Here is a 22,429-nt window from a genome sequence, read left to right as displayed (position 1 = left end):
TCGTGAAAGACCTGCGTTTGCGGGACATGAGGACATCCTTCCAGCGGAACCATTGATCCCGCTATCTCGGTGTCCACCATCCGGGGGGAACCTCATTCTACGGCGGGCTCGGGATGGTCGTCGCAGCCTCCGAGGCCGAGACGCGGGCCGCGACACTGTCGTTGATGTACTTGGTGGCGTACCTGTCGCAGGGTCTCACTGCGGTTGGGATCGGTGCGCTCGCAACCTTCTGGGGGCTCGACAGGGCGATCGTGGTGGCGATGCCGACGCTCGCAACACTCAGTGTCGCGAGCGGGGTGTTGGTTCACTGGTTCGCACGACCGAGAGCTGACGTCCGACTGGCCAGCTGAACGACGCACCGACGCTACCCCTGGGGGGTATGCCCTGTTACCGTCGAGAGCATGAACTCGACGATTCGTCGCACTCGACGGGGCACAGCCTCGGCGATCGGATTGTTGATTGCAGTGACGGTGTTCGGGGTGTTGTTGATGCATTCTGTGACACCGGCATCGTCGATGGCTGGCCCGATGTCGGAGTCGATGACCGGTGGTCATGCCGCGATGGCGTCGACAGCCCCGGGCAGTAGCTCGGCTTCGGTGATGTTCGGGGAACACGATTGTCCGTCGGCGCATCAGATGATGCATCCCTGTGTGGGAACTCCGGTGTCGTGGGCCGCGTTGTCCGTCCCGACGATGAGCACCGAGACAGGCCAGTCGCCGACAGCGGTGGACGGGATCGCCGGGCGCACAGACTCCATCCTGGAGCGCGCACCGCCGTGGACCTTGTGGGAGTTGGACAGATCGGTGACCTTGCGAGTGTGACAGGGAGCCCGGTAGACGCGCGTCGACCGGCGGACCGAAACACGTCACACACCCCTGATTGTCCACTCTTGCAAGGAGATTCCACATGCGTACCAAAGTCATGGCTTCACTCGCTGCTGCCGCCGCCAGCGCGTTCCTCGTCGTCGGCTGTAGCAACGACTCGACCGATTCGTCGATGGACGGGCATTCCATGGGCTCGATGTCCTCCGCACCGATGTCCTCGGCCCAAGCAAGCGCGTCCGCAGAGTTCAACGATGCCGACGTGATGTTCGCGCAGATGATGTATCCGCACCACGCACAAGCAGTCGAGATGGCCGACATGGCGAACGGCCGCACCGACAACCCGGACGTGCTGTCGCTGGCATCGGCGATCGCCGGCGCACAGCAGCCCGAGATGGACCAGATGACGGCATGGCTGACCGAGTGGGGCCAGCCCATGCCCGACATGGACATGAGTGACATGGGCGGGATGGACCACAGCTCTGGCAGCGGCATGATGACCGCTCAGGACATGGACGCGTTGATGGCAGCGTCGGGACCGGAATTCGACCGCCAGTGGTTGACGATGATGATCGCCCACCACACCGGTGCCATCGAGATGGCGAACACCGAAATCGCGGACGGTTCCAATCCTGACGCCCTGGAGATGGCACGCGCCATCGTCGCCACTCAGCAGCAGGAAATCGAGACCATGCAGCGGCTGCTCGGCTGACCCGGCCCGCCACACAACGATGGCCGCATCCTCTCCGGCGGAGAGGGTGCGGCCATCAGCGTTTCGCAGTCGTCAGGGCTGCGTTTCCGGTACGAGATCAGCTCTCACAGTGACGGTGTGCGCTGCGACGGAGGATTGGAACTCCCCTCGTTCAGCGCTCCGGCGATGGTGTCGGGCGTGAGGTCGAGTCGCCGGAGCAGCTGCGCGTTCGCGGCGACGATGATCGTCGACAGCGACATCAGGATCGCGCCGATGGACATGGGCAGTACGAACCCGACCGGTGCGAGCACTCCTGCCGCGAGTGGGACTGAGATGAGGTTGTATCCCGCTGCCCACCAGAGGTTTTGCTTCATCTTTCGGTACGAGGCGCGCGAGAGTTCGATTACCGACAGCACCGATGTCAGTTTCAGAAGACGACTGCACTGTGTCAGAAGTGGACTGCACTGGACGGTCGACTAAGTCGCCATAGCTTAAAGAGTGATGTCCACAATTTCGCTGACGAAGCCAGCAGCCGTCTCACCGACAAACGGAATCAGAGTGAGCGGCGTCAGCGAGTGCTACGGAATCCTCCGATAAGAGGGCGCGTCACACCCGGGGCGCGGTTCGGGTTCGTTCGATCTTTCGAATAACTGAGCACGGGTTTCATACACAGTCACTATGGCTGGATGTGGATCGCGCATAGCGTCGCTTGACGTCCGAATCCACCGAACCGGCCATGCCGTTCGGATAGGTGACGGGCCGCGGAGCAGAGGCAGCTGCGGTCGTTGTGGTCGTGCCCTTCCGCTCAATCTGACGTGGGGTCGCCGCGGATGAAGGTCTCTTCGTGTTCGCGAGACAGCCGAGCGGCCCTTTCGGCATCGCCCGCACCGAGCGCTTCGAGTATTACTTGGTGCTGTTCCGTGCTGGCACCCATGTCGAATCCTGGTGCCAATACGAGTTGAGCGGTTCGACCTTCGATCGACAGATGCTCCCACGTCGACAGCAGTGTGCTGTTGCCGGAGGCCGCGACGATGAGCCGATGGAATGCCATAGCGTGCGCGACCCATGCTCGACCGTTCGCGGCGACGGCGGCGGAGCGCATACCGTCGACTTCATCGGCAATGCGGTCCACCGCCATGCCGCGACCGGCTGCAAGTCGTGCTGCTGTCTCTTCCAGTGCTGCGCGCACCACTGACACCTCATCGAGCTCGTCCTGGTCGACCCGTCTGACTCGGCACCCGTGGTGGGCTTCGAAGACCACCAGGCCCATTCCGGCCAACTGCCGAAGAGCTTCACGGACGGGACCTTGGCTCACGCCGAGCTCACGAGCGATCCGCGTCTCGATCAACCGATCTCCCGGCGAGTACGTGCCATCGGCTATTCGATTCCACAGCAGATCTTTGATCTGTTCGGGCAGACCGGTCACCGTGACGCCCTGCCCTGTCTTTGACCGAGCATCCGTCGACTCCGAGGGGACTTTCACATGTACGATCATAAATGATCGATCATTTATGATCTACCGATAATTGAAAGGACGCACCGATGAGTATTCGATTGGGCGATACAGCTCCGGATTTCACCGCCGCCACAACCACAGGAACGATCTCCTTTCACGAATGGCTGGGAGACTCGTGGGGAATGCTGTTCTCCCACCCCGGTGACTTCACGCCCGTATGCACAACCGAACTCGGTGCGGCAGCGCGGCTGAAACCTGAGTTCGATCGACGTGGAGTCAAGCTACTCGGCCTCTCTGTGGACTCGGTGGATTCGCATCTGGCATGGGAAGGCGATGTCGGTCAAACGCAAGGCACAGCAGTGAATTTCCCGATGATCGCAGACACCGATCGCGCAGTCTCCGAGCTCTACGACATGATTCACCCGAGCGCCAGCGCGGCGGCCACCGTACGTTCGGTGTTCGTCATCGCCCCGGACAAGTCGATACAGCTGATCCTCACTTACCCGATGTCCACCGGCCGCAACTTCACGGAAATTCTGCGCGCGATCGACAGCTTGCAACTGACCTACGGTCAGCCAGTGGCTACACCCGCCGACTGGCAGCCGGGTCAAGACGTGATCATCGGACTGGGCGTTTCCGACGACGAGGCAACAACACGATTCCCCGGATATCGAACCTTGAAGCCTTATCTGCGGTTGACCGCGCAGCCCTGACCAGGGCACCCGTTCACACTGTTACCCCCCGGGGTACAGTGAAGTGACTCACAGCTTCGTCGACGCGTCGGGTTGTCCGACCCTGCGGTGGTCAGCGGTGGTCAACAGTGGAAAGGCGTGAATCAGTGAATTCGTCGGACTGGGATGCTCGGTACAGCAGCGTCGAGCATCCGTGGGGGTCGGCCCCGGCGGCTGCCCTGTCTGCGCGGTTTGCGGAGCTGCCCCCTGGCCGGGCGGTCGATCTGGGGTGCGGGGACGGGCGCCACGCTCGATGGTTGGCCGACGCGGGGTGGACGGTGAATGCTGTCGATTTTTCTTCTGTGGCAATCGAACTCGCACGCAGCGGCGGGGAGGACCGGTCGATCGACTACACCGTTGCCGACGTGCGGGCCTGGGAGCCGCCCGGCCCGGTGGATCTGGTGGCCATCGGCTTCCTGCATCTACCGGTCGACGAGTTGGTTGCCGTCCTTGCCGGTGCAGGAAGTTGGCTCGCACCGGGTGGACGGCTGTTGTATCTCGGTCATGCGCTCGAGAACTTCACTCACGGAGTCGGAGGCCCACCCGATCCGTCGATCCTGCCCGCCATCGACGACCTCGCCCGCGCCGCGAGCGGATTGCAGGTCCACGAGCTGGAACATCTGGTCCGCCCTGTCGGTGAGGGTCGGGCCATCGATGTTCTTCTCCATGCACAGCCGTGGGGCACCGCAGCTCACCGTGATCTGAAGAACGGAACTTTCACGTGACCGATCATCCGACTCCCCTGCGTGTGGTGTTCGCCGTCAACACCACACCCACCGCCGTGGTGCGGGCGATCCACAACCTTCTCGATGCTGCGACCGAGCCGGTGACGATCGAAGTCGTGTGCTTCGGACCGGGCCTCGATGCGGCCTTGCGCTGTTCGGATATTTCCCTGGAGATGCGGGCGTTGATCGATTCGGCCTCCATCACGGTGAAAGCATGCCGCAACAGTCTGGAGGGCAGAGGGCTCGGTGACGACGATCTGCTGATGGGTGTCGAAGTGGTTCCCGCTGCAGTGCTCCATCTCGCTCGACGTCAGCGAGATGGGTGGTCACAGCTCTACACCTGACATCACATCCCCGCTCCAGTGTCGTAGGCACACCGTCTCAGAGAGTTCGGTTCTCGCGTTCACCGAGCTCGGAGGACTCGGCTGCGGTGTCGCGGCCTCGACCACGGACGATGCGCACCGTCAGGACTGCGATGATCACCAGCACTGCGATCAGGAGTACTGCGGTGTTCGGTACCGCGTCGGCCACGTCGCTGATCCAGACCTGGAGCGAGTACTGACTGTCGACCCCCATGACGCCGCCGAGGTTCGCTGTGCCCTCCGTGAGCAGGAACAGCACTCCGATACCGATGAAAAGTACCCCCGATATCAGAGATGTCGTGTGCGTTCTCAGCGGTCCTATGCTGATTTCCTTGCCGCGCAGCCACGTTCGTGATCCGAGCGAGAATCGGTCCCAGACCAGCGCCAGCACGAACAGGGGTATCACCATCCCCGCTGCGTAGAGCGCCATGAGAACTCCGCCGTATACGGCCTGACCGCCGGCGACGGCGACGGTCAGGACCGCGCCGAGCAGGGGTCCCGAGCAGAACCCTGCGAGCCCGTAGACCGCGCCGAGGGCGAACACCGATCCGGTGGAGGAGACGTCGATGCGCGCGGCTGCTCTCTGCGCGGACCCCAGCGCGAAGCCGCGACCGACGATGATCATCACCCCGAGGGCGATGATGACCACGCCGCCGATCATCGTGGTGACCTCGCGATACCGGGTGATCGCCGAGCCGATGGCCCCGACTCCGGCACCGAGGGGCACCAGGACCGCCGCGAGCCCGAGGTAGAAGATCCCGGTGCGGCCGGCGAGCTTGCCGGCCCCGTCGAAGGCGTACGCGAAGAAGGAGGGCAGCAGCAGGGCCGAACATGGACTGAGAAGTGCCAGGAGCCCGCCGAGGAATGCTCCGAGAAGTCCGATCTGCGACATCGCGGGCCGCCCTACGCGCCGGCTGCCGCGTCGATCAGATCGACGAATTCCGAGAACGGTTGCGCGCCCAGAACCGGATCACCGTTCACCGAGAACGCCGGAGTGGCCGGGATACCCAACGACTGCGCTTCGGTGGAGTCGGCGGTGATCGCGGCGTCGAATGCGGTGCCGGTGGCGTCGGCGGTGAACCGAGCCATGTCCGGTACCCCGGCCTGTTGCGCGTAGCTCTGCAGCGACTCCAGTGTCAGGTCCGCGTGACCGGTTTCGGGAGCATCGGCGTAGACGGCGCGGGTGAACTCCCAGAACTTGCCCTGGGCGGCGGCGGCGCGTCCGGCCCGGGCGGCGTCGAACGATTGTTGCCCGAAAATGGGTAGGTCTCGCCATTCGATGCGCAGGGTGCCGGTATCGACGTATCGGTCGATCAGCTGCGGCTCGGTGTCCCGGCTGAATTGGGCGCAGAACGGACACCGGAAGTCCGAGAAGGCGATCATCACCACCGGGGCATCGACGTCGCCGAGGGCCATCGGATCATCGGGCTCGCGGTGCGCCAGATCGCCGAGCGGTCCCATCACCGGCGGTCCGCTCGCGCTGCTCGACCCGGCGTCCGGTGCGGCCTCCGACTGCTCGTCGCCACCTGTCGTTCCGAGTACGAGAGCTCCCACGAGCACGGCCGCCACCACCACGGCGATGGCCAGGAGCACGATGTCTCGTCGGCGAGTGGAGCGAGATGTCGAAGTCATGCAATACCTTTCGGCAGTCGGCAATACTGGCAGCGATACCCATCTGGGTATAGCCTCACAGTGTCACCCTACTCACACAACTACAACCCGTAGGAGATCCTCGCTGATGACCGAGCCCGCCACGTCCGACCGCCTCGACGTCGAAACCGCAGGCCGTTCCGATGACGAGGTGATCGCCCAGTCCGCTCGGTACGGGCGTTGGGGGATGCGGGCGGCACGCGGCACCGTCGCCGGTGTGATCACCGTGTTGGTGGTGGGCATTCCCACCGACATCATCGACACGCCGGTCTTCGGCCGTGAGGTGCCGGTGCGGGCGTGGGAGCTTCCGGTTCTGCTGGCCACGGCCCTGTTGACCGCACTGTGGTTCGGGATCGACAAACCCGCGCGGGTCGAGCGGACCGGCACACCCGCCGCTCTCGGTGTCGTACTGACCTTCTTCGCCGTCGGATGTCCGGTGTGCAACAAGCTGGTGCTTCTCGCGCTCGGCACCTCGGGTGCCCTGGGGTTGTGGGCACCGATACAACCCATCCTCGCCGGGGTGTCCCTGGCAATGCTGACGGCAGCGGTGATCGTCCGATGGCGCAAACGCGACTGCACCTCCGCTTCCTGCGCAGCATGACCGGGCGACGCCTGCTCACCCGCGCACCGACCATCGAGTGACCGACACCCGAACCGATCGAAAGGAACCGAACGAACTATGACCGAACTGGCCATCGGTACCCGAGTGGACATGCCGTTCGAGGAAACCGTGGACGCAACCCGTGAGGCACTCGCCGAACAGGGATTCGGAGTGCTCACCGAGATCGACATGCAGTCGACGTTGAAGAGCAAGATCGACGCCGACATCGAACGCTACGTCATCCTCGGAGCATGCAATCCGCAGCTGGCGAAGGCTGCCATCGACACCGATCGGCAGGTGGGGTTGCTGCTGCCGTGCAACGTGGTGGTGCGAGCCGACGGCAGCAGCACCATCGTCGAAGCGATGAACCCCCAAGTGATGGTGGGGCTCTCGGATGCAGCGGGCCTGGCCGAGGTCGCCGACCGGGCCACTGCACTGCTGCAGAGCGCGATCATGGCACTCGGCGGAGACAGCACCACCGCATAGATGGGTGTGCACCGTATCGGCAGAGCGGCGGCGGTGATCGGGACCGTTGTACTGTGCGCCGTCGCGCTGGCGTCGGCGTGCAGTTCCTCGCCTACTCGAGACGCCACGGGCACCGATCCGGCCGCGCATCCGGCCGCGCCGCCGCCGGGCTTCGGAGACACGGCACTGTGGTCGATCCCGTTCCTGTCGCAGCCGAAGATCGTCGAGGACGGGTTCGTCGGAGTCGTCGACTCCTCGGACGCATCCGGTTCGCACCGGGTGCAGGTACTCGACGACACCGGCACACCACGGTTCGGCGTGGACGTACCCGCCGATCGCGACGAGTTCGCGGTGACCAGCACACACAACCGTGAGCTGTTGATCACCGAGGACATCGATGATCCCGGTTCGGGTGCACCGGCCACGATGACCGCCCGCGATACCCGCACCGGCGACCTCGTATGGGGTCCGGTCTCTGCTGCAGGCTGCCTGACCGGGTCCGGGCTGCTGATCGACGCCGACTGCTCGCAGACAGCAAGGCCCGCAGCCGTGGCCGCCGTCTCGGCGACCGACGGACACCGCACCGACCTGACGGGTGCGATCTCCGAATCCGGTGGATACGCGGTCACCGTCGACGGCGACACAGCGCGCATCGTGACCGCCGACACCGGCAACACCGCCTGGTCCACCGACACCCTCACCCCGCCCCCCGCAGCGATCCCCGGGACCGCACGATTCGTCGCCACCGCCGGCAATGCAGTGGTCGTGGCATGGACGATCCCGACCCGTCCCGAACCGATCCAGGCGGTCTATCGACTCTCCGATGCCGAGCTCCGATGGATCAGCGGTAGCCGCAGTCCGATGGTGGTGACCGCCGACAGCAGTAGCGGGGCGACAATGATCACCACCGCAGACCTCACCGACGACGGAATCGCTGTCCTGTTCGAGCAGTACGGCACCCGAGGTTTCACCGCCGATCAATTTCCCGCCGCCGACCGCTTCGCTCTGGTCGGCGGCGTCGTCTACGGCGCGTCGGACTCGGGGGTGACTGCCATCGATGCGACCTCCGGCCGCGTCACCGGCACATCACCGAGTGCCGCACCGACAGCAGTGACCTCGAACGGTGTCGCATTGGCCCAGAGCAGCGACGGGTACACCGCGTTCAAGGTGATCCCCCATTTCTGAGCTGCCCGCCCGCGCACCCCGTTCAGGACGTCTTGGGCCGACCTCGAAGATCGACGGAGAACAACGGGCCGAGCAGACACACGTTGATCACCCCGGTCAGCACGAAGACACCGCCGATCACTCCCACCACGATGCCCCCGACACCGCCGAGCATGACGGCGACCACGATCAGAGCGATTCCCACCACGATGCGCAGTGCGCGTCCGGCAGTACTGCGCATGAATTCGACGAACGACATGATGATTCCAGTTCTGTAGAGGGACTTTCACTGTTGGACGGGCGAGAACGCCGAAGTGGACAAATCCACGGCTCCTCGCGCGAACAGCCCAACCCCGACCTCGACCTCGACCTCGACAGCGCGGCATACGACGAGCGCTTCGCGCGCGATCTGATCGACCAGGGCACGACTCTTCGTCGCTTCGCAGCCGCGATGACACGATCACCGGCCGATACCGACGATCTGGTGCAGGACGTCCTCGAACGCGCATGGCGCAACCGGAGAACGTTTCGATCCGAATCGGCGCTGACGACGTGGCTCTACCGGATCACGATCAACCGTGCACGCGATGTGGCCGCACGCGCGGAGACTCAGCGCACCGAACCATCGGGCACGGGCGACATCGATGTACCGATCAGCGACCTCGAGCACCCCGAGACGGTCGCGCAGGCGCTCAGCGATCGATCCACGGTGCGAGCAGCGCTGGCGACGTTGACCGTCGAGGATCGAATGGTCCTGGCACTGCACGACGGCGAGGGCTGGACGGCGACACAGATCGGTGCGGTCGGCGCGCTCACCACCGCAGCGGTGTACAAGCGCATCCACCGTGCACGGGTGAAGCTGCTATGCGCCCTCGACAACGGTCCCGCACACCCGCGAAACGACTCCCAGGCGTGCCGGCGCACACTCGCCGCGGCATCGGACTACCTGGACGGGCGTCTCGATGTCGACGCGTCGGCCCGCATCGACACGCATCGACACGCACCTGCGGCAGTGTCGCCGGTGCCCACCCATCGCACAGGCCCTGATCGGTATCAAGACCGCACTCGGCCTGCGGCCGTGGACCAGCGCGGTACCCCAACAGTTCGTCTACGATGTCGCCCACTTGGGCGGACCCCCTGCCCGCCGCGATGACCGATCATCCCCGACACCCGGAATTGGATACCCCATAGGGTATACTGGGAAGTGAATTGTCGATCGAGGGAGAGACTCATGTGCAGGGCTGTCACGTGCAAGAAGTGCGGAAAAACGACGTGGGCGGGATGTGGTCAACACGTCGATCAGGTGATGCGGGGCGTTCCGGCGTCCAATCGCTGCAAGGGGCACGACTCCGATCCGAAGTCACCGGGATTGTTCTCCCGCATGTTCTCCAAGAAGTAGATCGCGGTCCGCAGCCCTGGTCCTGCCAGGGCTGCGACCCGAGTCGTCTTTCTTCGTGATCTCGGTTGTCGCGGCGTCGACCGGTCAGACCGTGCATGCGCAGGTCCGCATCGTAGTGAACGAACAGCCCCCACCCGATCAGGTGCAACACCACGACCGCACTCGCCATCGCCGGCAAGCGGGGGGCTCCGTCGCGGGCAAATCGATGTCGCGCAGGCGCACTCACGTCGGTCACCGGCGCAGCCAGCCGTCCGGCGGGCAGTCGAGGGTAGTTGCGATCGACGTCTGCGACCCCGGAGTGGCTTTCGCCGCCGCGGGGTGCGGGCGAGGATGCTCGATCAGCTTTTCCCGTTCCCGGAGGTATCGTCGCCGATGCTCGGACCGACCCCGACCAAGGTCAACGACCGACGATGATGAGGATCGACCCAGACCGAAATGGTGGCACCGGTCACCAGTGCGCGGACGGTCGACCGTTCTGCACGCACATCGCACCGGTACGTTCCGGACCCGGGCACCGTCACTTCCAGTTCCACTCGTCGTGGATCGATGTCGGTGCCCAGGACCACCGCCCACCCCTCGACGATGTCGTCCTCTCGGTCCGCCGCGGTGTCCCGGACCGCTGCGGGATGCAGCGGTGTGCGGGCTGCGAACATCATCGCCGCCATCAGCAGCACCGCGAAGCCGGCCACCACGGCAGCGGTGACAGCGGTCGCTGACCCGGGTGAGAGTCGAGGGACGAGGAAGGTGAACACCAGGATCAGCGCGAGCACGTAGAACCCCATGGCGACCGCGATCGCGTACGACACCCGTCCCGGTACCAGGACAGCGGCACCTGTCGAGCGCAGTCTCCGCGTGCTCGTCACCGTCTGTCCTCTGGGGTCCCGCTGGCGGTGCCCTCTTCGACGCCGTCGGCGATGATTTCGGAGGGGGCCCGCACGTCGGCGGTGTGGCCCGTCAGCCCGACGTGGGCTTCGGTGCGCATGCGCTCGACCATATGAGGGTAGTGCAGCTCGAACGCCGGCCGCTCGGAACGGATACGAGGTATTTCGGTGAAATTGTGACGGGGCGGTGGGCAGGTGGTGGCCCATTCGAGAGAGTTGCCGTAGCCCCACGGATCGTCGACGGTGGCGACCTCACCGTATCGGTAGGACTTGAACACATTCCACACGAACGGCAGCGTGGACAGCCCGAGAATGAACGCTCCGATCGAGGAGATCAGGTTCAAGGTGGTGAATCCGTCGGAGGGCAGGTAGTCGGCGTAGCGGCGCGGCATCCCTTCGTTGCCGAGCCAGTGCTGGACCAGGAACGTCATGTGGAACCCGACGAACGTCGTCCAGAAGTGCCACTTGCCGAGGCGTTCGTCGAGCATGCGTCCGGTGATCTTGGGAAACCAGAAGTACACCCCGGCATAGGTGGCGAAGACGATGGTCCCGAACAGCACGTAGTGGAAGTGAGCCACCACGAAGTAGGTGTCGGTGACGTGGAAATCGATCGGGGGGCTGGCCAGCAGCACACCGGTCAGTCCGCCGAACAGGAACGTGATCAGAAATCCGATGCTGAACAGCATCGGGGTTTCCAGGGTGACCTGTCCTCGCCACATGGTGCCGATCCAGTTGAACAACTTCACCCCGGTCGGCACGGCGATGAGGAAGGACATGAACGAAAAGAACGGCAGCAGAACAGCTCCGGTGGCGTACATGTGGTGCGCCCACACCGTGATCGAGAGCGCTGCGATGCCGAGGGTGGCGAAGATCAGACCCTTGTAGCCGAAGATGGGTTTGCGGCTGAAGACCGGGAAGATTTCGGAGACGATGCCGAAGAACGGGAGCGCGACGATGTAGACCTCGGGATGGCCGAAGAACCAGAACAGGTGCTGCCAGAGCACCGCTCCCCCGGTCGCCGGGTCGAACACGTGACCACCGAAGTGTCGATCGAACGCCAGCCCGGCCAACGCGGCCGCGAAGGTCGGGAACGCCAGCAGCACCAGCACCGAGGTCACGAGCATGTTCCAGGTGAAGACCGGCATCCGGAACATCGTCATGCCGGGTGCGCGCAGGCACACCACGGTGGTGATGAAGTTGACCGCACCCAAGATCGTGCCCAAGCCGGACAGGATCAGCCCCAGTACCCACAGGTCGGCACCGACGCCGGGGGAATGCAGTGCACTCGTCAGCGGCGTATAGGCGGTCCACCCGAAGTCCGCGGCACCTCCCGGGGTGATGAACCCGGCGAGCACGATCAGCGATCCGAAGACATACAGCCAGTACGCGAACGCGTTGAGTCGCGGGAACGCGACGTCCGGTGCCCCGATCTGCAGCGGCAGAATGTAATTGGCGAATCCGTACGCAACCGGGACGGCGTAGAGCAACAGCATGATCGTGCCGTGCATGGTGAACAGCTGGTTGTACTGCTCGTTGGACAGGAACTGCAACCCCGGTACCGCGAGTTCGGTGCGCATGAGCAGCGCCATCAACCCGCCGATGAGGAACAATCCGAACGAGGTGACCAGATACATCTTCCCGATCGTCTTGTGATCGGTGGTGGTCACCAATTGGAACAGCGTCGAGCCCTTCGGCTCGTGACGCATCGGATACGGCCTGGCCGCCTCAGGGCGGGGAATCAGTGCGGTCATCGACGATCTCCTCGATCCGGGTGTGCGATGCGCCGCATTTGCGTGCGCCGAAATAGGCTGTGATGCACAACGATGTGCGTTACAGGGCCATGGAGGCCTGGACGGTGACGTAGACGGCCACGACGAGCAACAAGGCGGCGAAGCTACGGGTGAGCGTGGTGGCAGAGACTCTGTCGCTGATGACTTTTCCTGCGAACGAGCCTGCAATTGCCGCGAGGGTGAACGGTACGACGATCTCCCACGGGATGGTGGCACCCGTGCCGAGACGCTCGGTGAAGGCCCCCGCACTGGTGATCGAGATGATCACCAGTGACGTTCCGACTGCGACGGGCATCGAATAGCCCAGTGCCAGAACCAGAGCGGGGACGATGAGGAAGCCGCCGCCCACTCCCAGAAACCCGGTGAGGAAGCCGACGACGAGCGCGGAGGCGACCAGCTTGACTACCTGCGACGTGGTGATCTTCACTTTCGCGGGCTTGGTGGCGACCGCGACGGCGCTCGGGCGTGTTCCCGCGGTCTCGGCCGGGTTCGGTAGGTCGGTATCGTGTCCGCGCCGGGTGCGGCGCAGCATCGCGCCGGCGGCGACGATCATCAGTGCCGCGAACGCGAGCAGCAAGATCTGCGGGTCGACCGATCGGTTGAGGATCGATCCACCGAAGGCGGTGACCGAGCCCAGGATTCCGAATACTGCCGCTGCCCGCCACCGAACGTGCCGTGCTCGCGCATGGCTGATGGCCGCGATGATCGAGGTGATTCCGACGATGATCAGCGAGGCGCTCGTTGCCGATTGCGGTTCGACCGCCAGGAGATACACCAGGGCAGGAACAGTCAGTATCGATCCCCCACCACCGAGTGCGCCGAGGGAGAGCCCGATGAGAATCCCTGCGGCGACTGCGATCGCGAGGGTGGCGATCATGTCAGATCACTGCGCCGGGGGTGCCGTCATCGCGGACCACAGGGCGGCCGTCTTCGTGCCACGCTTTCATTCCGCCCGACAGATTGTGCGCTGTGCGACCGGCATCGGCGAGGGCCGCGACAGCTGTGCTCGACCGAGCGCCCGAGCGGCACACCACGACCAATTTCTGATCAGGAGGGTAGGCAGCAGGATCGAGATCGCCGAGGCGTACATGGACGGCGTCCGGGGCGTGGCCGGCAGCCCATTCGTCGTCCTCGCGGACATCGATCAGGATGGCTCCCGATTCGGCGATCAGTGCATGTGCGGCGGCCGGATCTGCTTCCGGTGGTGCTTCAGTCATGAACAACGCTCCTTGGATCAGTGGGTGCTTACAGGGCGTGCAGCGGCGTGGCCGGCACGAAGCGATAGCCCTCGCTCGGTGAGAACGTGGCCGAGACGGTGAACCGATCTCCTCGAATCACTGTGTGCCGCAACTCCACCGGCCGGGAATTCATGCAACCCAAGCGGCGGATCGACAGCGCGGCGGTCTTCGAATCGAGTTCGAGTGCTGCCGCATCCTCCGGATCCGGGACGACGGCAGTGACGTCCTCGCGGCCACCGGTCAGGCGGATGCCGCAGCGTTTCTCGAGCTCGATGTAGAGAGCCGTGTGAGTGAAGTCCGCATCCAGGAGGTCGCGTGCCAGATCCCCCGGCAACCAGGCATGGTCGAGCGCCAACGGCATGGTCCCTGCCATACGGATGCGCTCCAGGTAGAGCAGCGGAGCCTTGGGACCGACCTGCAAGGTAGCGGCCACCGCGGGGTCGGTCCGCAGTTCGAGTGCACGCACCACGCTGTGCTGAGCAACACCCGTGGCTTCCACGGCAGCGAAGAGACTGTAGAGCGCACCGAGTGGCTGCTCGATCACCGGCGGAGCCGCCAACCGAGAAGGCCGGCCACGCTCTGCAATCAAGATTCCTTCGTTCCGCAGGTGCCGCAGGGCCTCGCGGGTGGTGTGACGACTCACCCCGTAGCTCGTCGTCAACGCATGCTCGCCCGGGAACTCGGAGCCGGCGAATTCGTCGTCACCGATTCGGCGGACCAGATCGGCATGCAGTTGCGCCCACAGCGGCATCGCACTGGAGCGGTCGAGCGCGGCACTGCGATCGGGTTCAACCATCAGAGGCCCTCCTGTCGATCTGTGTCGGAATCCGAATTCGAGCCGCCTGCTACTGGCCCTCGGGGCCACTGTACAACAAATGTACGTACATCCGTACGGACGGCAGTGATGCTCTCCACGCGTCGAAGCGATGTCGACCGAGGATCTCGGGGACCGCAACTCCCCCGTCCCGAGAAACCATCCGTCGGCGTCGCCGACACACAACGAGACAATGCTCGCTTCGAGAAAAGTTGTTTCCCACCACGAACGAGCGCCTGGTGGAGATCGCGCCGAACCTGGTGAATCCGCCCGCGTAGCGAGCGTCATCACGTCGCTTCCCAGTCGGTTCCGGATCAGGCCAGTCGGTGCCGGATCAGGAGTGTCGCGCGGGGGCTTTCTCGCCCTGGGTCTGCCCTACCGTCGGTGGCGCGGCGAGCCGACAGAGCGAGCACCGGACCGAACCGGGGGCGGACTGCACGACCGCCTCCGGTTCGGGCGGGTTCGATCAGACTGTTTCGAGGTTGCGCGCGGCCCAGGCGGCGTAGCTGCCCTCGAGTTCGACAACTCGGTAGCCGGCGCGGCGCAGGGCGCTGGCTGCGACCGCGTTACGGACGCCGCTCTGGCAATAGGTCACGATCGGACCGCCTGTGGGCAGTCCGTCGAGGTTCCACAGCAATCTGCCACCGCTGAGCTGTTCGGAGCCAGGTATGTGGCCGTCGGCGTGTTCGGTTTTGTTGCGCACGTCCAGCACCATTGCCGGGTCGAACGAATCCAGCTCGTCCGCACCGATCGTCTCGGGTGTCGTCGTGGGGAGTCCTCGTAGACTTGTGACGTATCCGGTCACCGTATCGATGCCGACCCGCAGCAGGTGATCACGTAGCTCGTCGGCGACGGCGTGGTCCTCGGCGAGCACCACCAGTGGAGTGCCCTCTCGTTCGGGGTCGTAGACCCAGGCACCGAACGAGGCTGCCTTGTCGATGCCGGGGATGTTGAGCGCTCCGGGGACAGCGCCGGCGTGCACCTCATCGTGGCTGCGGGTGTCGAGGAGGACGACCTCGTCGGAGTCGAGGGCGCGTGCCAATTCTGCGGAGTCGTACTCGCGCAGTGGAGACAGTGGCCCGAGAACGACCGGGCCCTGCTTGTTCTGACGCTTCATCCGGCCGAAGTAGGCGTGTGCATCCGGTTGGCCGTCGAGCATCTCGTCGACGAAGCCCTGCTCGTCGTCGCGCTCGACATACCCTGCCCACCAAGCGAAACGGCGTTCGTAGCCGACGCTGGTCGACGGAAGCGCGCCGAGAGCTTTTCCGCAGGCACTGCCCGAACCGTGACCGGGAAAGACCTGGATATGATCCGGCTGCGTGACGAACGACCGCTTCAGACTGCGGAATATCTGTTTGGCACCCTCGAAACGGGTGTCGACACCGTCGGCAGCTTCGTCGAGTAGGTCCGGGCGGCCGAGATCGCCGGCGAAGACGAAGTCGCCCGTCAACATGTATCCCGGAGCATCGGCGAAGGCACCGTCGGTCACCAGGAACGAGAGGTGCTCCGGGGTATGACCGGGCGTGTGAACGGCTTGCACGGTGATATTACCCAGAGCCAGCGTGTCGCCATCGTGGAGGCGTTCGGCCTCGAAGCCGTACTGCCAGTCGTCGCCGCCCTCTCCTGAGACGTAGGTGACCGCCCCGGTGGCCTTGGCCAGCTCGCGAGTGCCGGACAGGTAGTCGGCATGGATGTGGGTCTCGGTAACGGCGGTGATGGTCATGCCATGTCGATCGGCCAGGTCGAGGTACACACCGATGTCGCGGCGGGCGTCGACCACCACTGCCTCTCCCTTGGCCTGGCAGCCGATGAAGTATCCGGCTTGGGCGAGGTCTTCGTCGTAGATGCGTTCGAGAAGCATCGAAATCTCCTTGTCGATCGTGGTGGCGTTCGTACAGGTCTCAGAATTCATGGTACCCCGTGGGGTATTTCAGGAGGTTCTGTGCGACGAGGCGCACGGTTCCGATTCCTGCGGGGTGGAGGTGAAGTGGGCGGCATTCCACTGGGCGACCAAGGGCATCGCAACCGACTGATCCAGCGAGGCGCAACGACTCACAGCGACATCGCAGTGGTTGCCGACCATCATGTCCTCCTCAGCCGTCCGGCACTCGCCGACTCGGGGCGGACGAGGAAATTTCATTCGTCCCGAGTGTGGCGTTTGTCGGTATCGGCGACTAGCCTCACTCATAATGTACGTACATCCGTACGATCAATCAAGGAGAGGGCGACGTACACCTCGGCACGTGTCCTTGCACCACCTGCTCGAACGCCGGAATGACCTTCCAGCACGACTGCTGTGGATGCAGTGCACCTGGCCTCAATGACCACCAATGTCGTGACCACACGGCTCGCGCCCACACCGACGTCGAGCTGAACCACCCCGACACCAACCGAAATCGAGACAGCTCACCGAGCTCGTGTCTCGAACAGGAGGACCACATGTCCGCGCACACCATCGACCACAAAGTCGCGATCATCGGCGGAGGCAACGCCGGTATTTCGCTCGCAGCACGTCTGCGGCGAGCAGGAATGACCGACATCGGCATCATCGAGCCGGCAGAGACCCACTACTACCAACCTTTGTGGACGCTCGTCGGTGGAGGCCGCGCCCCGGCCGCGGAAAGTGCGCGTAGCGAGGCGTCGGTGATGCCCCAGGGCGTCGGCTGGATCAAGGATCGCGCCGAGGGGGTCGACCCGGATGCCCAGACGGTCAGCACCTCCTCGGGAACTACGATCCACTACGACCACCTGGTGGTGTGCCCCGGCATCCAGCTCGACTGGGATTCGGTGCCCGGTATGGCCGAATCGATCGACACCCCGCAGGTCTCGAGCAATTACCGCTACGATCTCGCGCCCAAGACGTGGCAGATGATTCAGAAGATGCGGTCGGGCACGGCGGTGTTCACGATGCCGTCCGGCCCCATCAAATGCGCGGGTGCCCCGCAGAAGATCGCGTACCTCGCGGCCGACTACTGGCGAGAGCAGGGCGTGCTCGATGCCATCCGAGTTGTCCTCGTCCTGCCCACACCCGGAATGTTCGGGGTACCGGTGTTCGCCGAGGAGCTCGAACGAGTCGTGGCGCGCTACGGCATCGAGGTGCGCAAGAACAGCGAAGTCACCGCCGTCGACCCGGACGGCCGATCGGTGACGATCACTGATAACAGCGCAGGTACCACCGACGAGCTACCCTACGACCTGCTCCACGTCGTACCGCGCCAATCCGCACCGGACTGGATCAAGGCCAGCCCCATAGCGGACCCCGACAATCCCGCCGGATACGTCCAGATCGACAAGAACACACTGCGGCACAGTCGATTCGACAACGTCTTCGCCCTCGGTGACGCCGGATCGTCACCGAACTCCAAGACCGGTGCCGCCATCCGCAAGCAAGCACCCGTGGTCGCCGAGAACCTGCAGGCGAGCATCGCCGGCCGTCCACTGACCGCACAGTACGGCGGGTACGCCTCCTGCCCCTTGACCACCTCTCGCAAGACGATGCTTCTGGCCGAGTTCGACTACACGATGCAGCCGGCTCCCTCGATACCGCTGATCGACACCACCCGCGAACGCCGCGACATGTGGTTCCTCAAGAGACGCGGACTGCCGGCGTTGTACTGGAATGCCATTCTCACCGGCCGAGCGTGAACGGTCGACCGCCGCACAGCTACGACCGCGAGGGCGACCTGAGCCACTACCGGTCGGTGTTCGAGGCCATCGAACGGCGCGTGATACCGGAGGTGGTGATCACCCGGCTCACCCCGTATCTGCTCGTTCTGGTGTCGGCGGCCGTGCTCGGAGTGGTGCTTCCGCACACCGGCGGCGCACACGGGTACGACGTTCTTCTGCGCACCGAAAGCGCCGACGCGGAGTCAGCGGGCGTGTTGGCGACGCTGTTCACCGCATTCACTCTCACGTTCACCGTCGTAGCGGCCTCGATCGCGCGTCTGGTTCGGCGTTTTCGGTGGGCTGCTCTGGCTTTGGCGGGCAACGGTGTCACCACGGTGTTCGGTGTGCTCGCGATCTGGGCTCGGCAGTCACTGGCACCGACCGCGACGGTGGCGGGTCCATCGATCGGCCTGTATCTGGGCGCGGTGGCAGCTCTGCTGTCCACCGTCCTCTGGGCACGTGTGGTGTTCACCCGCCCACCCGAGCAGCCCGGTCCAGCGCACAGGGGCTGACACGTCGCGGGCCCGATCACCACACCTCGAACCGGCTATCCCGCCTCGGTCCGATCACCCCCGTACATCGATGCGGGGGTGATCGGACCGTTGTCAGGCGAGGGCGAGAAAGAGCTTCTCGAGCTCCGCTTCGGTCATCTTCTCCCCTGTTTCCGCTCCGGTGATGCACTCACGCAGTCCGGTGGCGACGATCTTGAAGCCTGCCCGGTCGAGAGCCTTCGACACCGCGGCCAGTTGGGTGACGACGTCCTTGCAGTCACGACCGCTCTCGATCATCGAGATCACTCCTGCGAGCTGACCCTGCGCACGCCGCAGACGGTTCAATACCAATGCGATGCTTTCGGTGTCACCGGTCATGTCGTTCAGTCCTTCGTTCGATGAAACTCCAGGTTACCCCTAGGGGTAAGGGTGGTCGTGGTGGCCGACGCCGGACGGTATCGGCCACCACTGTGTTGCTCGAGATTGCTGACACTCAGCTGTGCGAGAAGCCGATCTTGGGTAGTACTGCTCGTAGCCACGTGGGTGACCACCATGCGGCGTGGCCGGTCAGGCGCAGGAGAACCGGCAGCAGAACCAAGCGGATGAGAATGGCGTCCAACAGTACGGCGACACCCAGAATGATGCCCATCTCCTTGGGTGGCAGTGGTTCGGCGAGCGCGAACGAAAAGAACACCGCGATCATCACCGCTGCCGCCGCGAAGATCACCCGACCCGAATGCGCCATTCCGTCGACCTGAGAACCGTGCGGATCACCGGTGTTCTCGTAGTGTTCCTTGACGCTCGACAGCAGAAACACCGTGTAGTCCATCGCGATTGCGAAGATCATCGCGAAGAAGAACACCGGGCCCCAGCCGTTCAGGAATCCCTGCGGGGTGAATCCGAGTAGCGACGAGCCGTGACCGTCTTGGAAGATCAGCTTCGCCACACCGAATGCCGCTCCGGTGGACAGCAGGCTGACCACGGTCCCCAGCAGGGCGATCAGCGGTGCCTGTAGCGCGATCAGCAGCAGCAGGAATCCGAGTACGAGGATCACCGACACCACGATCGGCAGATACTCGTTCAACGCGGTCTGCAGGTCCAGGTTCTCTGCGGGTGCACCGCCGACGATCGCTCCCTCGGGCAGCTCGGCACGCAAGGCGTCGAGTGTGGTCTCGAGTGCGGGGTCCGACGGGTCCACGTTCGGGATGGCCTGCAGCATGACGAAGTCGGATCCGTCCATGGCGGGCATGGGCGGCGTCACCATCGATACGCCGTCGACGCTCGCTGCGATCTGCGCGGTCTGCTCCGCCTCCGATGTGGGGGCGATGATCTGCAGCATGCCTGGTGCACCTTCACCCATCTGTGCCTGCACCAATTCGTAGCCCTGCCGGACCGGAGCGTCCTCGGGCACAACCGAAATGGACGGCATGGCGACCTTGAGACCGAGTGCCGGAATCGACAGCGCCACCAGAATCAACAGCGAGCCGATGGCGAACGGCCACGGATGCTTGTGCAGCAACTGACCCCAGGACGCGAATTTCGGCGAACGGTGCACCTGACGCTTCGCGTACGGGAGGGAGCCGGCATTGACCTTGGCTCCGAGCTTGCCCAGCACTGCGGGGAGCAGTGTGAGGGTGGCCGCGAGCACGAACACCACCGCGAGCATGATGCCCACGGCCATCGTGCGTACCGCAGGTGCTGGTACGAGAAGCACGGCAGATAAGCTGATCAGCACGGTCAGACCGGACAGCAGGACTGCTTTGCCTGCCGTGTCCATAGTTTCTGCCACTGCACGCTGCGGGTCGATCCGTCCGGCGTCGATGGTCTTTCGGAGCGCATCCCGGAATCGAACGACGAGGAAGAGCGCGTAGTCGATACCGAGCGCCAGCGCGAACATCATCGCAAAGTTCATGGCCCACACCGAGATCGGCGTGATTTCGTTCAGCAGAACCAGGCCACCCGCGGATGCGACCAGACCGGCCAGCGTCAACAGCAGGGGCAGACCTGCCGCGACGAGGGATCCGAACGCGAGCACCATGATCGCCAATGTGACGGGCCAGGAGATGATTTCGGCCTTGATCATCGCGTCGTGGTTGGCCTTGTTGAAGTCACTCCACAGTGCCGATGCTCCGGTCGGGTAGACCTCGATCGAGTCCGTGGAGGCTGCGGTCAAGTCGCCCTTGAGATCGTCGACGGCCTTCACCATCTCGTCGGTCGTCCCGTTCGCTCCACCGATGAGGATTCCGGTGTGCCCGTCGGGACTGATCGACATCCCCGGTTGCGGGGCGATCACCTCGGAAATCCGCGAGTCAGCGGCCAGAATGTCGGTGACCTCGGAAATGACAGCCGCGACAGCGGGATCGGTCACCTGCTCGGTGTCCGAGTGCACGACCACCTGTATCGCGGCAGAAGAGTTCCCGCCGAAGTGCTCCTGTGCGAGTTCGCGAACCTGGACCGACTCCGATCCGTTGGATTGCCAACCGGCACCGGCGAGAGAGCCGAACACCGACGGGGCAAACGCTCCCAATCCGATGATGACCACGAGCCACGCGGTGACCACCCACTTGAAATTGCCTGCCATGCGCGCACCGAATCGCGCCAACGGCCCGCCGGTGATCCCTGGCGGCGAGCTGTCTGCAGAACTCTCGTCGGTTCGAACGTCCGTAGAACTCACATCATGTCCTTACTGGTCGGGAAGATGGAGGAACCCTAGCATGGTACCCCAGGGGGTATGCTGAATGTTGACACCTACCCCCTGGGGTATACATGTGGTGCCGCACCACACTCACAGAAGCGAGGATCTACCGCATGTCATGCACCGACACTCCCACCGGTCCTGGCGGACCGAGTATCGAACGCGCAGTCCCCGCCCTGGCGGGCACCATGGTCCTTGCCAGCCTCGCCGCCGGATCCCTTCACGACCGCCGCTGGCATGCCCTGACAGCATTCGTCGGCGGGAATCTGCTGCTGTACTCGGCAGTCGGATGGTGCCCGGCCAGCTTGGCAATGCGGCGGCTGGGGATGCGCCAGAGCACAATGACGCCGACCCGGTGAACCGCGACAGGACCCGCCCTACGCCGTGGCAGTGGGTCGGCTACGCCTTCGGCCGCACTCTGCCCTCGACCATGACGGACTGGGTGGCCCACGATCTGACGGGCGATCACGCCGTGGTTCGGCACCTGATTCGCGGCCAGGTTCCGTTTCTTCCCATCTACGCCGTGTTCATGTTCTTTCCGGGTGAACTGTGGTTGCGTGGTGCCATGGTGCTCCTGGCGGTCCTGCTCTCGGTGTTCTTCACCGCCTCGTACATGGAAGAGAATCGGCAACGACGCCTCGTACGGCACATGCTGCCGCGCGATCTGACGAACCCCCGCAAAGCGCAGGTATCGGAACTGGTCAAGAAGCGTTATCTCGCGGCGCACCCCGAGTCCGGGGCCTCACGCACCGCCGCGGCACCCATCGCTCCCGGCCGAGAGCACTGAGC

At 64.3% G+C, this 22,429-nt stretch carries 27 protein-coding genes and 1 pseudogene; 15 read left to right on the top strand and 13 right to left on the bottom strand.

What is annotated here, in order from left to right; translation table 11 throughout:
* Window positions 1-113: 113 nt before the first annotated feature.
* From ACIGGF_RS23120 to ACIGGF_RS23110, 3 genes are all read left to right on the top strand, one after another.
* A complete protein-coding gene (locus ACIGGF_RS23120) occupies window positions 114-350 on the top strand; it encodes a hypothetical protein (protein WP_347873397.1) in 237 nt (78 codons plus the stop codon).
* Between the two features lie 51 nt (window positions 351-401).
* Complete coding sequence (locus tag ACIGGF_RS23115) at window positions 402-821, top strand: DUF6153 family protein (RefSeq protein ID WP_032364204.1); 420 nt, start codon at window positions 402-404, stop codon at window positions 819-821.
* A gap of 85 nt (window positions 822-906) precedes the next feature.
* On the top strand, window positions 907-1,533 hold the full coding sequence (locus ACIGGF_RS23110; RefSeq protein ID WP_032364203.1) for a DUF305 domain-containing protein: 627 nt from the start codon (window positions 907-909) through the stop codon (window positions 1,531-1,533).
* A 104-nt stretch (window positions 1,534-1,637) separates the two neighbouring features.
* Here ACIGGF_RS23110 and ACIGGF_RS23105 read toward each other — a convergent pair.
* A pseudogene (locus tag ACIGGF_RS23105) lies at window positions 1,638-1,931 on the bottom strand (heavy metal translocating P-type ATPase); the annotation flags it as partial.
* Window positions 1,932-2,317: 386 nt separating this feature from the next.
* The gene (locus ACIGGF_RS23100) at window positions 2,318-2,995 is read right to left on the bottom strand and encodes a GntR family transcriptional regulator (RefSeq protein ID WP_347873398.1); all 678 of its coding nucleotides are present in this window, start codon (window positions 2,993-2,995) and stop codon (window positions 2,318-2,320) included.
* A gap of 59 nt (window positions 2,996-3,054) precedes the next feature.
* On the opposite strand from ACIGGF_RS23100, the gene ACIGGF_RS23095 reads away from it, so the two are divergent.
* From ACIGGF_RS23095 to ACIGGF_RS23085, 3 genes are all read left to right on the top strand, one after another.
* Window positions 3,055-3,681 carry a peroxiredoxin gene (locus ACIGGF_RS23095; RefSeq protein WP_166810359.1) on the top strand — a complete coding sequence of 209 codons (627 nt, stop codon included), beginning with the start codon at window positions 3,055-3,057 and terminating at the stop codon, window positions 3,679-3,681.
* Window positions 3,682-3,806: 125 nt separating this feature from the next.
* The gene (locus tag ACIGGF_RS23090) at window positions 3,807-4,424 is read left to right on the top strand and encodes a class I SAM-dependent methyltransferase (protein WP_347873399.1); all 618 of its coding nucleotides are present in this window, start codon (window positions 3,807-3,809) and stop codon (window positions 4,422-4,424) included.
* The gene (locus ACIGGF_RS23085) at window positions 4,421-4,768 is read left to right on the top strand and encodes a DsrE family protein (protein WP_032370113.1); all 348 of its coding nucleotides are present in this window, start codon (window positions 4,421-4,423) and stop codon (window positions 4,766-4,768) included. Before ACIGGF_RS23090 ends, ACIGGF_RS23085 begins: the two co-directional genes overlap by 4 nt.
* 37 nt (window positions 4,769-4,805) lie before the next feature.
* Here ACIGGF_RS23085 and ACIGGF_RS23080 read toward each other — a convergent pair whose 3' ends face one another.
* The gene (locus tag ACIGGF_RS23080; protein ID WP_347873400.1) at window positions 4,806-5,678 is read right to left on the bottom strand and encodes a cytochrome c biogenesis CcdA family protein; all 873 of its coding nucleotides are present in this window, start codon (window positions 5,676-5,678) and stop codon (window positions 4,806-4,808) included.
* Window positions 5,679-5,689: 11 nt separating this feature from the next.
* Window positions 5,690-6,418: a thioredoxin domain-containing protein gene (locus ACIGGF_RS23075; protein ID WP_006898205.1), complete on the bottom strand. Its 729-nt coding sequence runs from the start codon at window positions 6,416-6,418 to the stop codon at window positions 5,690-5,692.
* A gap of 106 nt (window positions 6,419-6,524) precedes the next feature.
* Here ACIGGF_RS23075 and ACIGGF_RS23070 point away from each other — a divergent pair, with 106 nt between their 5' ends.
* The 3 genes from ACIGGF_RS23070 (at window position 6,525) to ACIGGF_RS23060 (ending at window position 8,687) form a co-directional block, all read left to right on the top strand.
* Window positions 6,525-7,037, top strand: a complete 513-nt coding sequence (locus tag ACIGGF_RS23070) for a hypothetical protein (RefSeq protein WP_347873401.1) — start codon at window positions 6,525-6,527, stop codon at window positions 7,035-7,037.
* A 78-nt stretch (window positions 7,038-7,115) separates the two neighbouring features.
* Window positions 7,116-7,523, top strand: coding sequence for a DUF302 domain-containing protein (locus ACIGGF_RS23065; protein ID WP_006898203.1), 408 nt, complete (start codon window positions 7,116-7,118; stop codon window positions 7,521-7,523).
* Window positions 7,524-8,687 carry a hypothetical protein gene (locus ACIGGF_RS23060; protein ID WP_347873402.1) on the top strand — a complete coding sequence of 388 codons (1,164 nt, stop codon included), beginning with the start codon at window positions 7,524-7,526 and terminating at the stop codon, window positions 8,685-8,687.
* Between the two features lie 22 nt (window positions 8,688-8,709).
* Here the strand turns inward: ACIGGF_RS23060 and ACIGGF_RS23055 are convergent, their stop codons facing one another.
* A complete protein-coding gene (locus ACIGGF_RS23055; RefSeq protein ID WP_347873403.1) occupies window positions 8,710-8,925 on the bottom strand; it encodes a YgaP-like transmembrane domain in 216 nt (71 codons plus the stop codon).
* 33 nt (window positions 8,926-8,958) lie between these two features.
* Here ACIGGF_RS23055 and ACIGGF_RS23050 point away from each other — a divergent pair, with 33 nt between their 5' ends.
* Window positions 8,959-9,819: an RNA polymerase sigma factor gene (locus ACIGGF_RS23050; RefSeq protein WP_347873404.1), complete on the top strand. Its 861-nt coding sequence runs from the start codon at window positions 8,959-8,961 to the stop codon at window positions 9,817-9,819.
* 584 nt (window positions 9,820-10,403) lie between these two features.
* Here the strand turns inward: ACIGGF_RS23050 and ACIGGF_RS23045 are convergent.
* The 6 genes from ACIGGF_RS23045 to ACIGGF_RS23020 all read right to left on the bottom strand — a co-directional run bounded on the left by ACIGGF_RS23045 (window position 10,404) and on the right by ACIGGF_RS23020 (window position 16,649).
* Window positions 10,404-10,928 carry a hypothetical protein gene (locus ACIGGF_RS23045; RefSeq protein WP_347873405.1) on the bottom strand — a complete coding sequence of 175 codons (525 nt, stop codon included), beginning with the start codon at window positions 10,926-10,928 and terminating at the stop codon, window positions 10,404-10,406.
* The gene (ctaD, locus tag ACIGGF_RS23040; protein WP_231783674.1) at window positions 10,925-12,697 is read right to left on the bottom strand and encodes a cytochrome c oxidase subunit I; all 1,773 of its coding nucleotides are present in this window, start codon (window positions 12,695-12,697) and stop codon (window positions 10,925-10,927) included. Before ctaD ends, ACIGGF_RS23045 begins: the two co-directional genes overlap by 4 nt.
* Before the next feature lie 79 nt (window positions 12,698-12,776).
* Window positions 12,777-13,613 carry a sulfite exporter TauE/SafE family protein gene (locus ACIGGF_RS23035; protein ID WP_161121496.1) on the bottom strand — a complete coding sequence of 279 codons (837 nt, stop codon included), beginning with the start codon at window positions 13,611-13,613 and terminating at the stop codon, window positions 12,777-12,779.
* A 1-nt stretch (window position 13,614) separates the two neighbouring features.
* Window positions 13,615-13,953, bottom strand: coding sequence for a rhodanese-like domain-containing protein (locus ACIGGF_RS23030; RefSeq protein WP_347873406.1), 339 nt, complete (start codon window positions 13,951-13,953; stop codon window positions 13,615-13,617).
* A 28-nt stretch (window positions 13,954-13,981) separates the two neighbouring features.
* Window positions 13,982-14,770 carry a GntR family transcriptional regulator gene (locus ACIGGF_RS23025; protein WP_347873407.1) on the bottom strand — a complete coding sequence of 263 codons (789 nt, stop codon included), beginning with the start codon at window positions 14,768-14,770 and terminating at the stop codon, window positions 13,982-13,984.
* A 484-nt stretch (window positions 14,771-15,254) separates the two neighbouring features.
* On the bottom strand, window positions 15,255-16,649 hold the full coding sequence (locus ACIGGF_RS23020; RefSeq protein ID WP_347873408.1) for an MBL fold metallo-hydrolase: 1,395 nt from the start codon (window positions 16,647-16,649) through the stop codon (window positions 15,255-15,257).
* On the opposite strand from ACIGGF_RS23020, the gene ACIGGF_RS23015 reads away from it, so the two are divergent.
* From ACIGGF_RS23015 to ACIGGF_RS23005, 3 genes are all read left to right on the top strand, one after another.
* On the top strand, window positions 16,633-16,821 hold the full coding sequence (locus tag ACIGGF_RS23015) for a hypothetical protein (RefSeq protein WP_397523447.1): 189 nt from the start codon (window positions 16,633-16,635) through the stop codon (window positions 16,819-16,821). The genes ACIGGF_RS23020 and ACIGGF_RS23015 overlap by 17 nt on opposite strands.
* Window positions 16,822-17,227: 406 nt before the next feature.
* Window positions 17,228-18,433, top strand: coding sequence for an FAD/NAD(P)-binding oxidoreductase (locus ACIGGF_RS23010; protein WP_161121492.1), 1,206 nt, complete (start codon window positions 17,228-17,230; stop codon window positions 18,431-18,433).
* The gene (locus tag ACIGGF_RS23005; RefSeq protein WP_161121491.1) at window positions 18,430-18,966 is read left to right on the top strand and encodes a hypothetical protein; all 537 of its coding nucleotides are present in this window, start codon (window positions 18,430-18,432) and stop codon (window positions 18,964-18,966) included. Before ACIGGF_RS23010 ends, ACIGGF_RS23005 begins: the two co-directional genes overlap by 4 nt.
* A gap of 93 nt (window positions 18,967-19,059) precedes the next feature.
* Here the strand turns inward: ACIGGF_RS23005 and ACIGGF_RS23000 are convergent, their stop codons facing one another.
* Complete coding sequence (locus tag ACIGGF_RS23000; RefSeq protein WP_042925979.1) at window positions 19,060-19,323, bottom strand: metal-sensitive transcriptional regulator; 264 nt, start codon at window positions 19,321-19,323, stop codon at window positions 19,060-19,062.
* 115 nt (window positions 19,324-19,438) lie between these two features.
* A complete protein-coding gene (locus ACIGGF_RS22995; RefSeq protein ID WP_347873410.1) occupies window positions 19,439-21,619 on the bottom strand; it encodes an MMPL family transporter in 2,181 nt (726 codons plus the stop codon).
* A gap of 134 nt (window positions 21,620-21,753) precedes the next feature.
* Here ACIGGF_RS22995 and ACIGGF_RS22990 point away from each other — a divergent pair, with 134 nt between their 5' ends.
* Window positions 21,754-21,999, top strand: a complete 246-nt coding sequence (locus tag ACIGGF_RS22990; protein WP_347873411.1) for a DUF2892 domain-containing protein — start codon at window positions 21,754-21,756, stop codon at window positions 21,997-21,999.
* The gene (locus ACIGGF_RS22985; protein WP_347873412.1) at window positions 21,996-22,427 is read left to right on the top strand and encodes a DUF5313 family protein; all 432 of its coding nucleotides are present in this window, start codon (window positions 21,996-21,998) and stop codon (window positions 22,425-22,427) included. The genes ACIGGF_RS22990 and ACIGGF_RS22985 overlap by 4 nt, the downstream gene beginning before the upstream one ends.
* Window positions 22,428-22,429 lie beyond the last annotated feature (2 nt).

The organism is Rhodococcus sp. NPDC078407 (assembly GCF_044542515.1).
GTDB lineage: Bacteria > Actinomycetota > Actinomycetes > Mycobacteriales > Mycobacteriaceae > Rhodococcoides.
This window is presented reverse-complemented; position numbering and strand designations above follow the sequence as displayed.

Bases quoted from the DNA above. Each gene is read 5' to 3' on its own strand.
- ACIGGF_RS23035 (WP_161121496.1), bottom strand. From the start codon at position 13,613: ATGATCGCCACCCTCGCGATCGCAGTCGCCGCAGGGATTCTCATCGGG.
- ACIGGF_RS23070 (WP_347873401.1), top strand. From the start codon at position 6,525: ATGACCGAGCCCGCCACGTCCGACCGCCTCGACGTCGAAACCGCAGGC.
- ACIGGF_RS23110 (WP_032364203.1), top strand. From the start codon at position 907: ATGCGTACCAAAGTCATGGCTTCACTCGCTGCTGCCGCCGCCAGCGCG.
- ACIGGF_RS23065 (WP_006898203.1), top strand. From the start codon at position 7,116: ATGACCGAACTGGCCATCGGTACCCGAGTGGACATGCCGTTCGAGGAA.
- ACIGGF_RS23030 (WP_347873406.1), bottom strand. From the start codon at position 13,953: ATGACTGAAGCACCACCGGAAGCAGATCCGGCCGCCGCACATGCACTG.
- ACIGGF_RS23075 (WP_006898205.1), bottom strand. From the start codon at position 6,418: ATGACTTCGACATCTCGCTCCACTCGCCGACGAGACATCGTGCTCCTG.
- ACIGGF_RS23025 (WP_347873407.1), bottom strand. From the start codon at position 14,770: ATGGTTGAACCCGATCGCAGTGCCGCGCTCGACCGCTCCAGTGCGATG.
- ACIGGF_RS23115 (WP_032364204.1), top strand. From the start codon at position 402: ATGAACTCGACGATTCGTCGCACTCGACGGGGCACAGCCTCGGCGATC.
- ACIGGF_RS23060 (WP_347873402.1), top strand. From the start codon at position 7,524: ATGGGTGTGCACCGTATCGGCAGAGCGGCGGCGGTGATCGGGACCGTT.
- ACIGGF_RS23120 (WP_347873397.1), top strand. From the start codon at position 114: ATGGTCGTCGCAGCCTCCGAGGCCGAGACGCGGGCCGCGACACTGTCG.
- ACIGGF_RS23055 (WP_347873403.1), bottom strand. From the start codon at position 8,925: ATGTCGTTCGTCGAATTCATGCGCAGTACTGCCGGACGCGCACTGCGC.
- ACIGGF_RS23000 (WP_042925979.1), bottom strand. From the start codon at position 19,323: ATGACCGGTGACACCGAAAGCATCGCATTGGTATTGAACCGTCTGCGG.
- ACIGGF_RS23080 (WP_347873400.1), bottom strand. From the start codon at position 5,678: ATGTCGCAGATCGGACTTCTCGGAGCATTCCTCGGCGGGCTCCTGGCA.
- ACIGGF_RS23015 (WP_397523447.1), top strand. From the start codon at position 16,633: ATGCGTTCGAGAAGCATCGAAATCTCCTTGTCGATCGTGGTGGCGTTC.
- ACIGGF_RS23095 (WP_166810359.1), top strand. From the start codon at position 3,055: ATGAGTATTCGATTGGGCGATACAGCTCCGGATTTCACCGCCGCCACA.
- ACIGGF_RS23020 (WP_347873408.1), bottom strand. From the start codon at position 16,649: ATGCTTCTCGAACGCATCTACGACGAAGACCTCGCCCAAGCCGGATAC.
- ctaD (WP_231783674.1), bottom strand. From the start codon at position 12,697: ATGACCGCACTGATTCCCCGCCCTGAGGCGGCCAGGCCGTATCCGATG.
- ACIGGF_RS23010 (WP_161121492.1), top strand. From the start codon at position 17,228: ATGTCCGCGCACACCATCGACCACAAAGTCGCGATCATCGGCGGAGGC.
- ACIGGF_RS22990 (WP_347873411.1), top strand. From the start codon at position 21,754: ATGTCATGCACCGACACTCCCACCGGTCCTGGCGGACCGAGTATCGAA.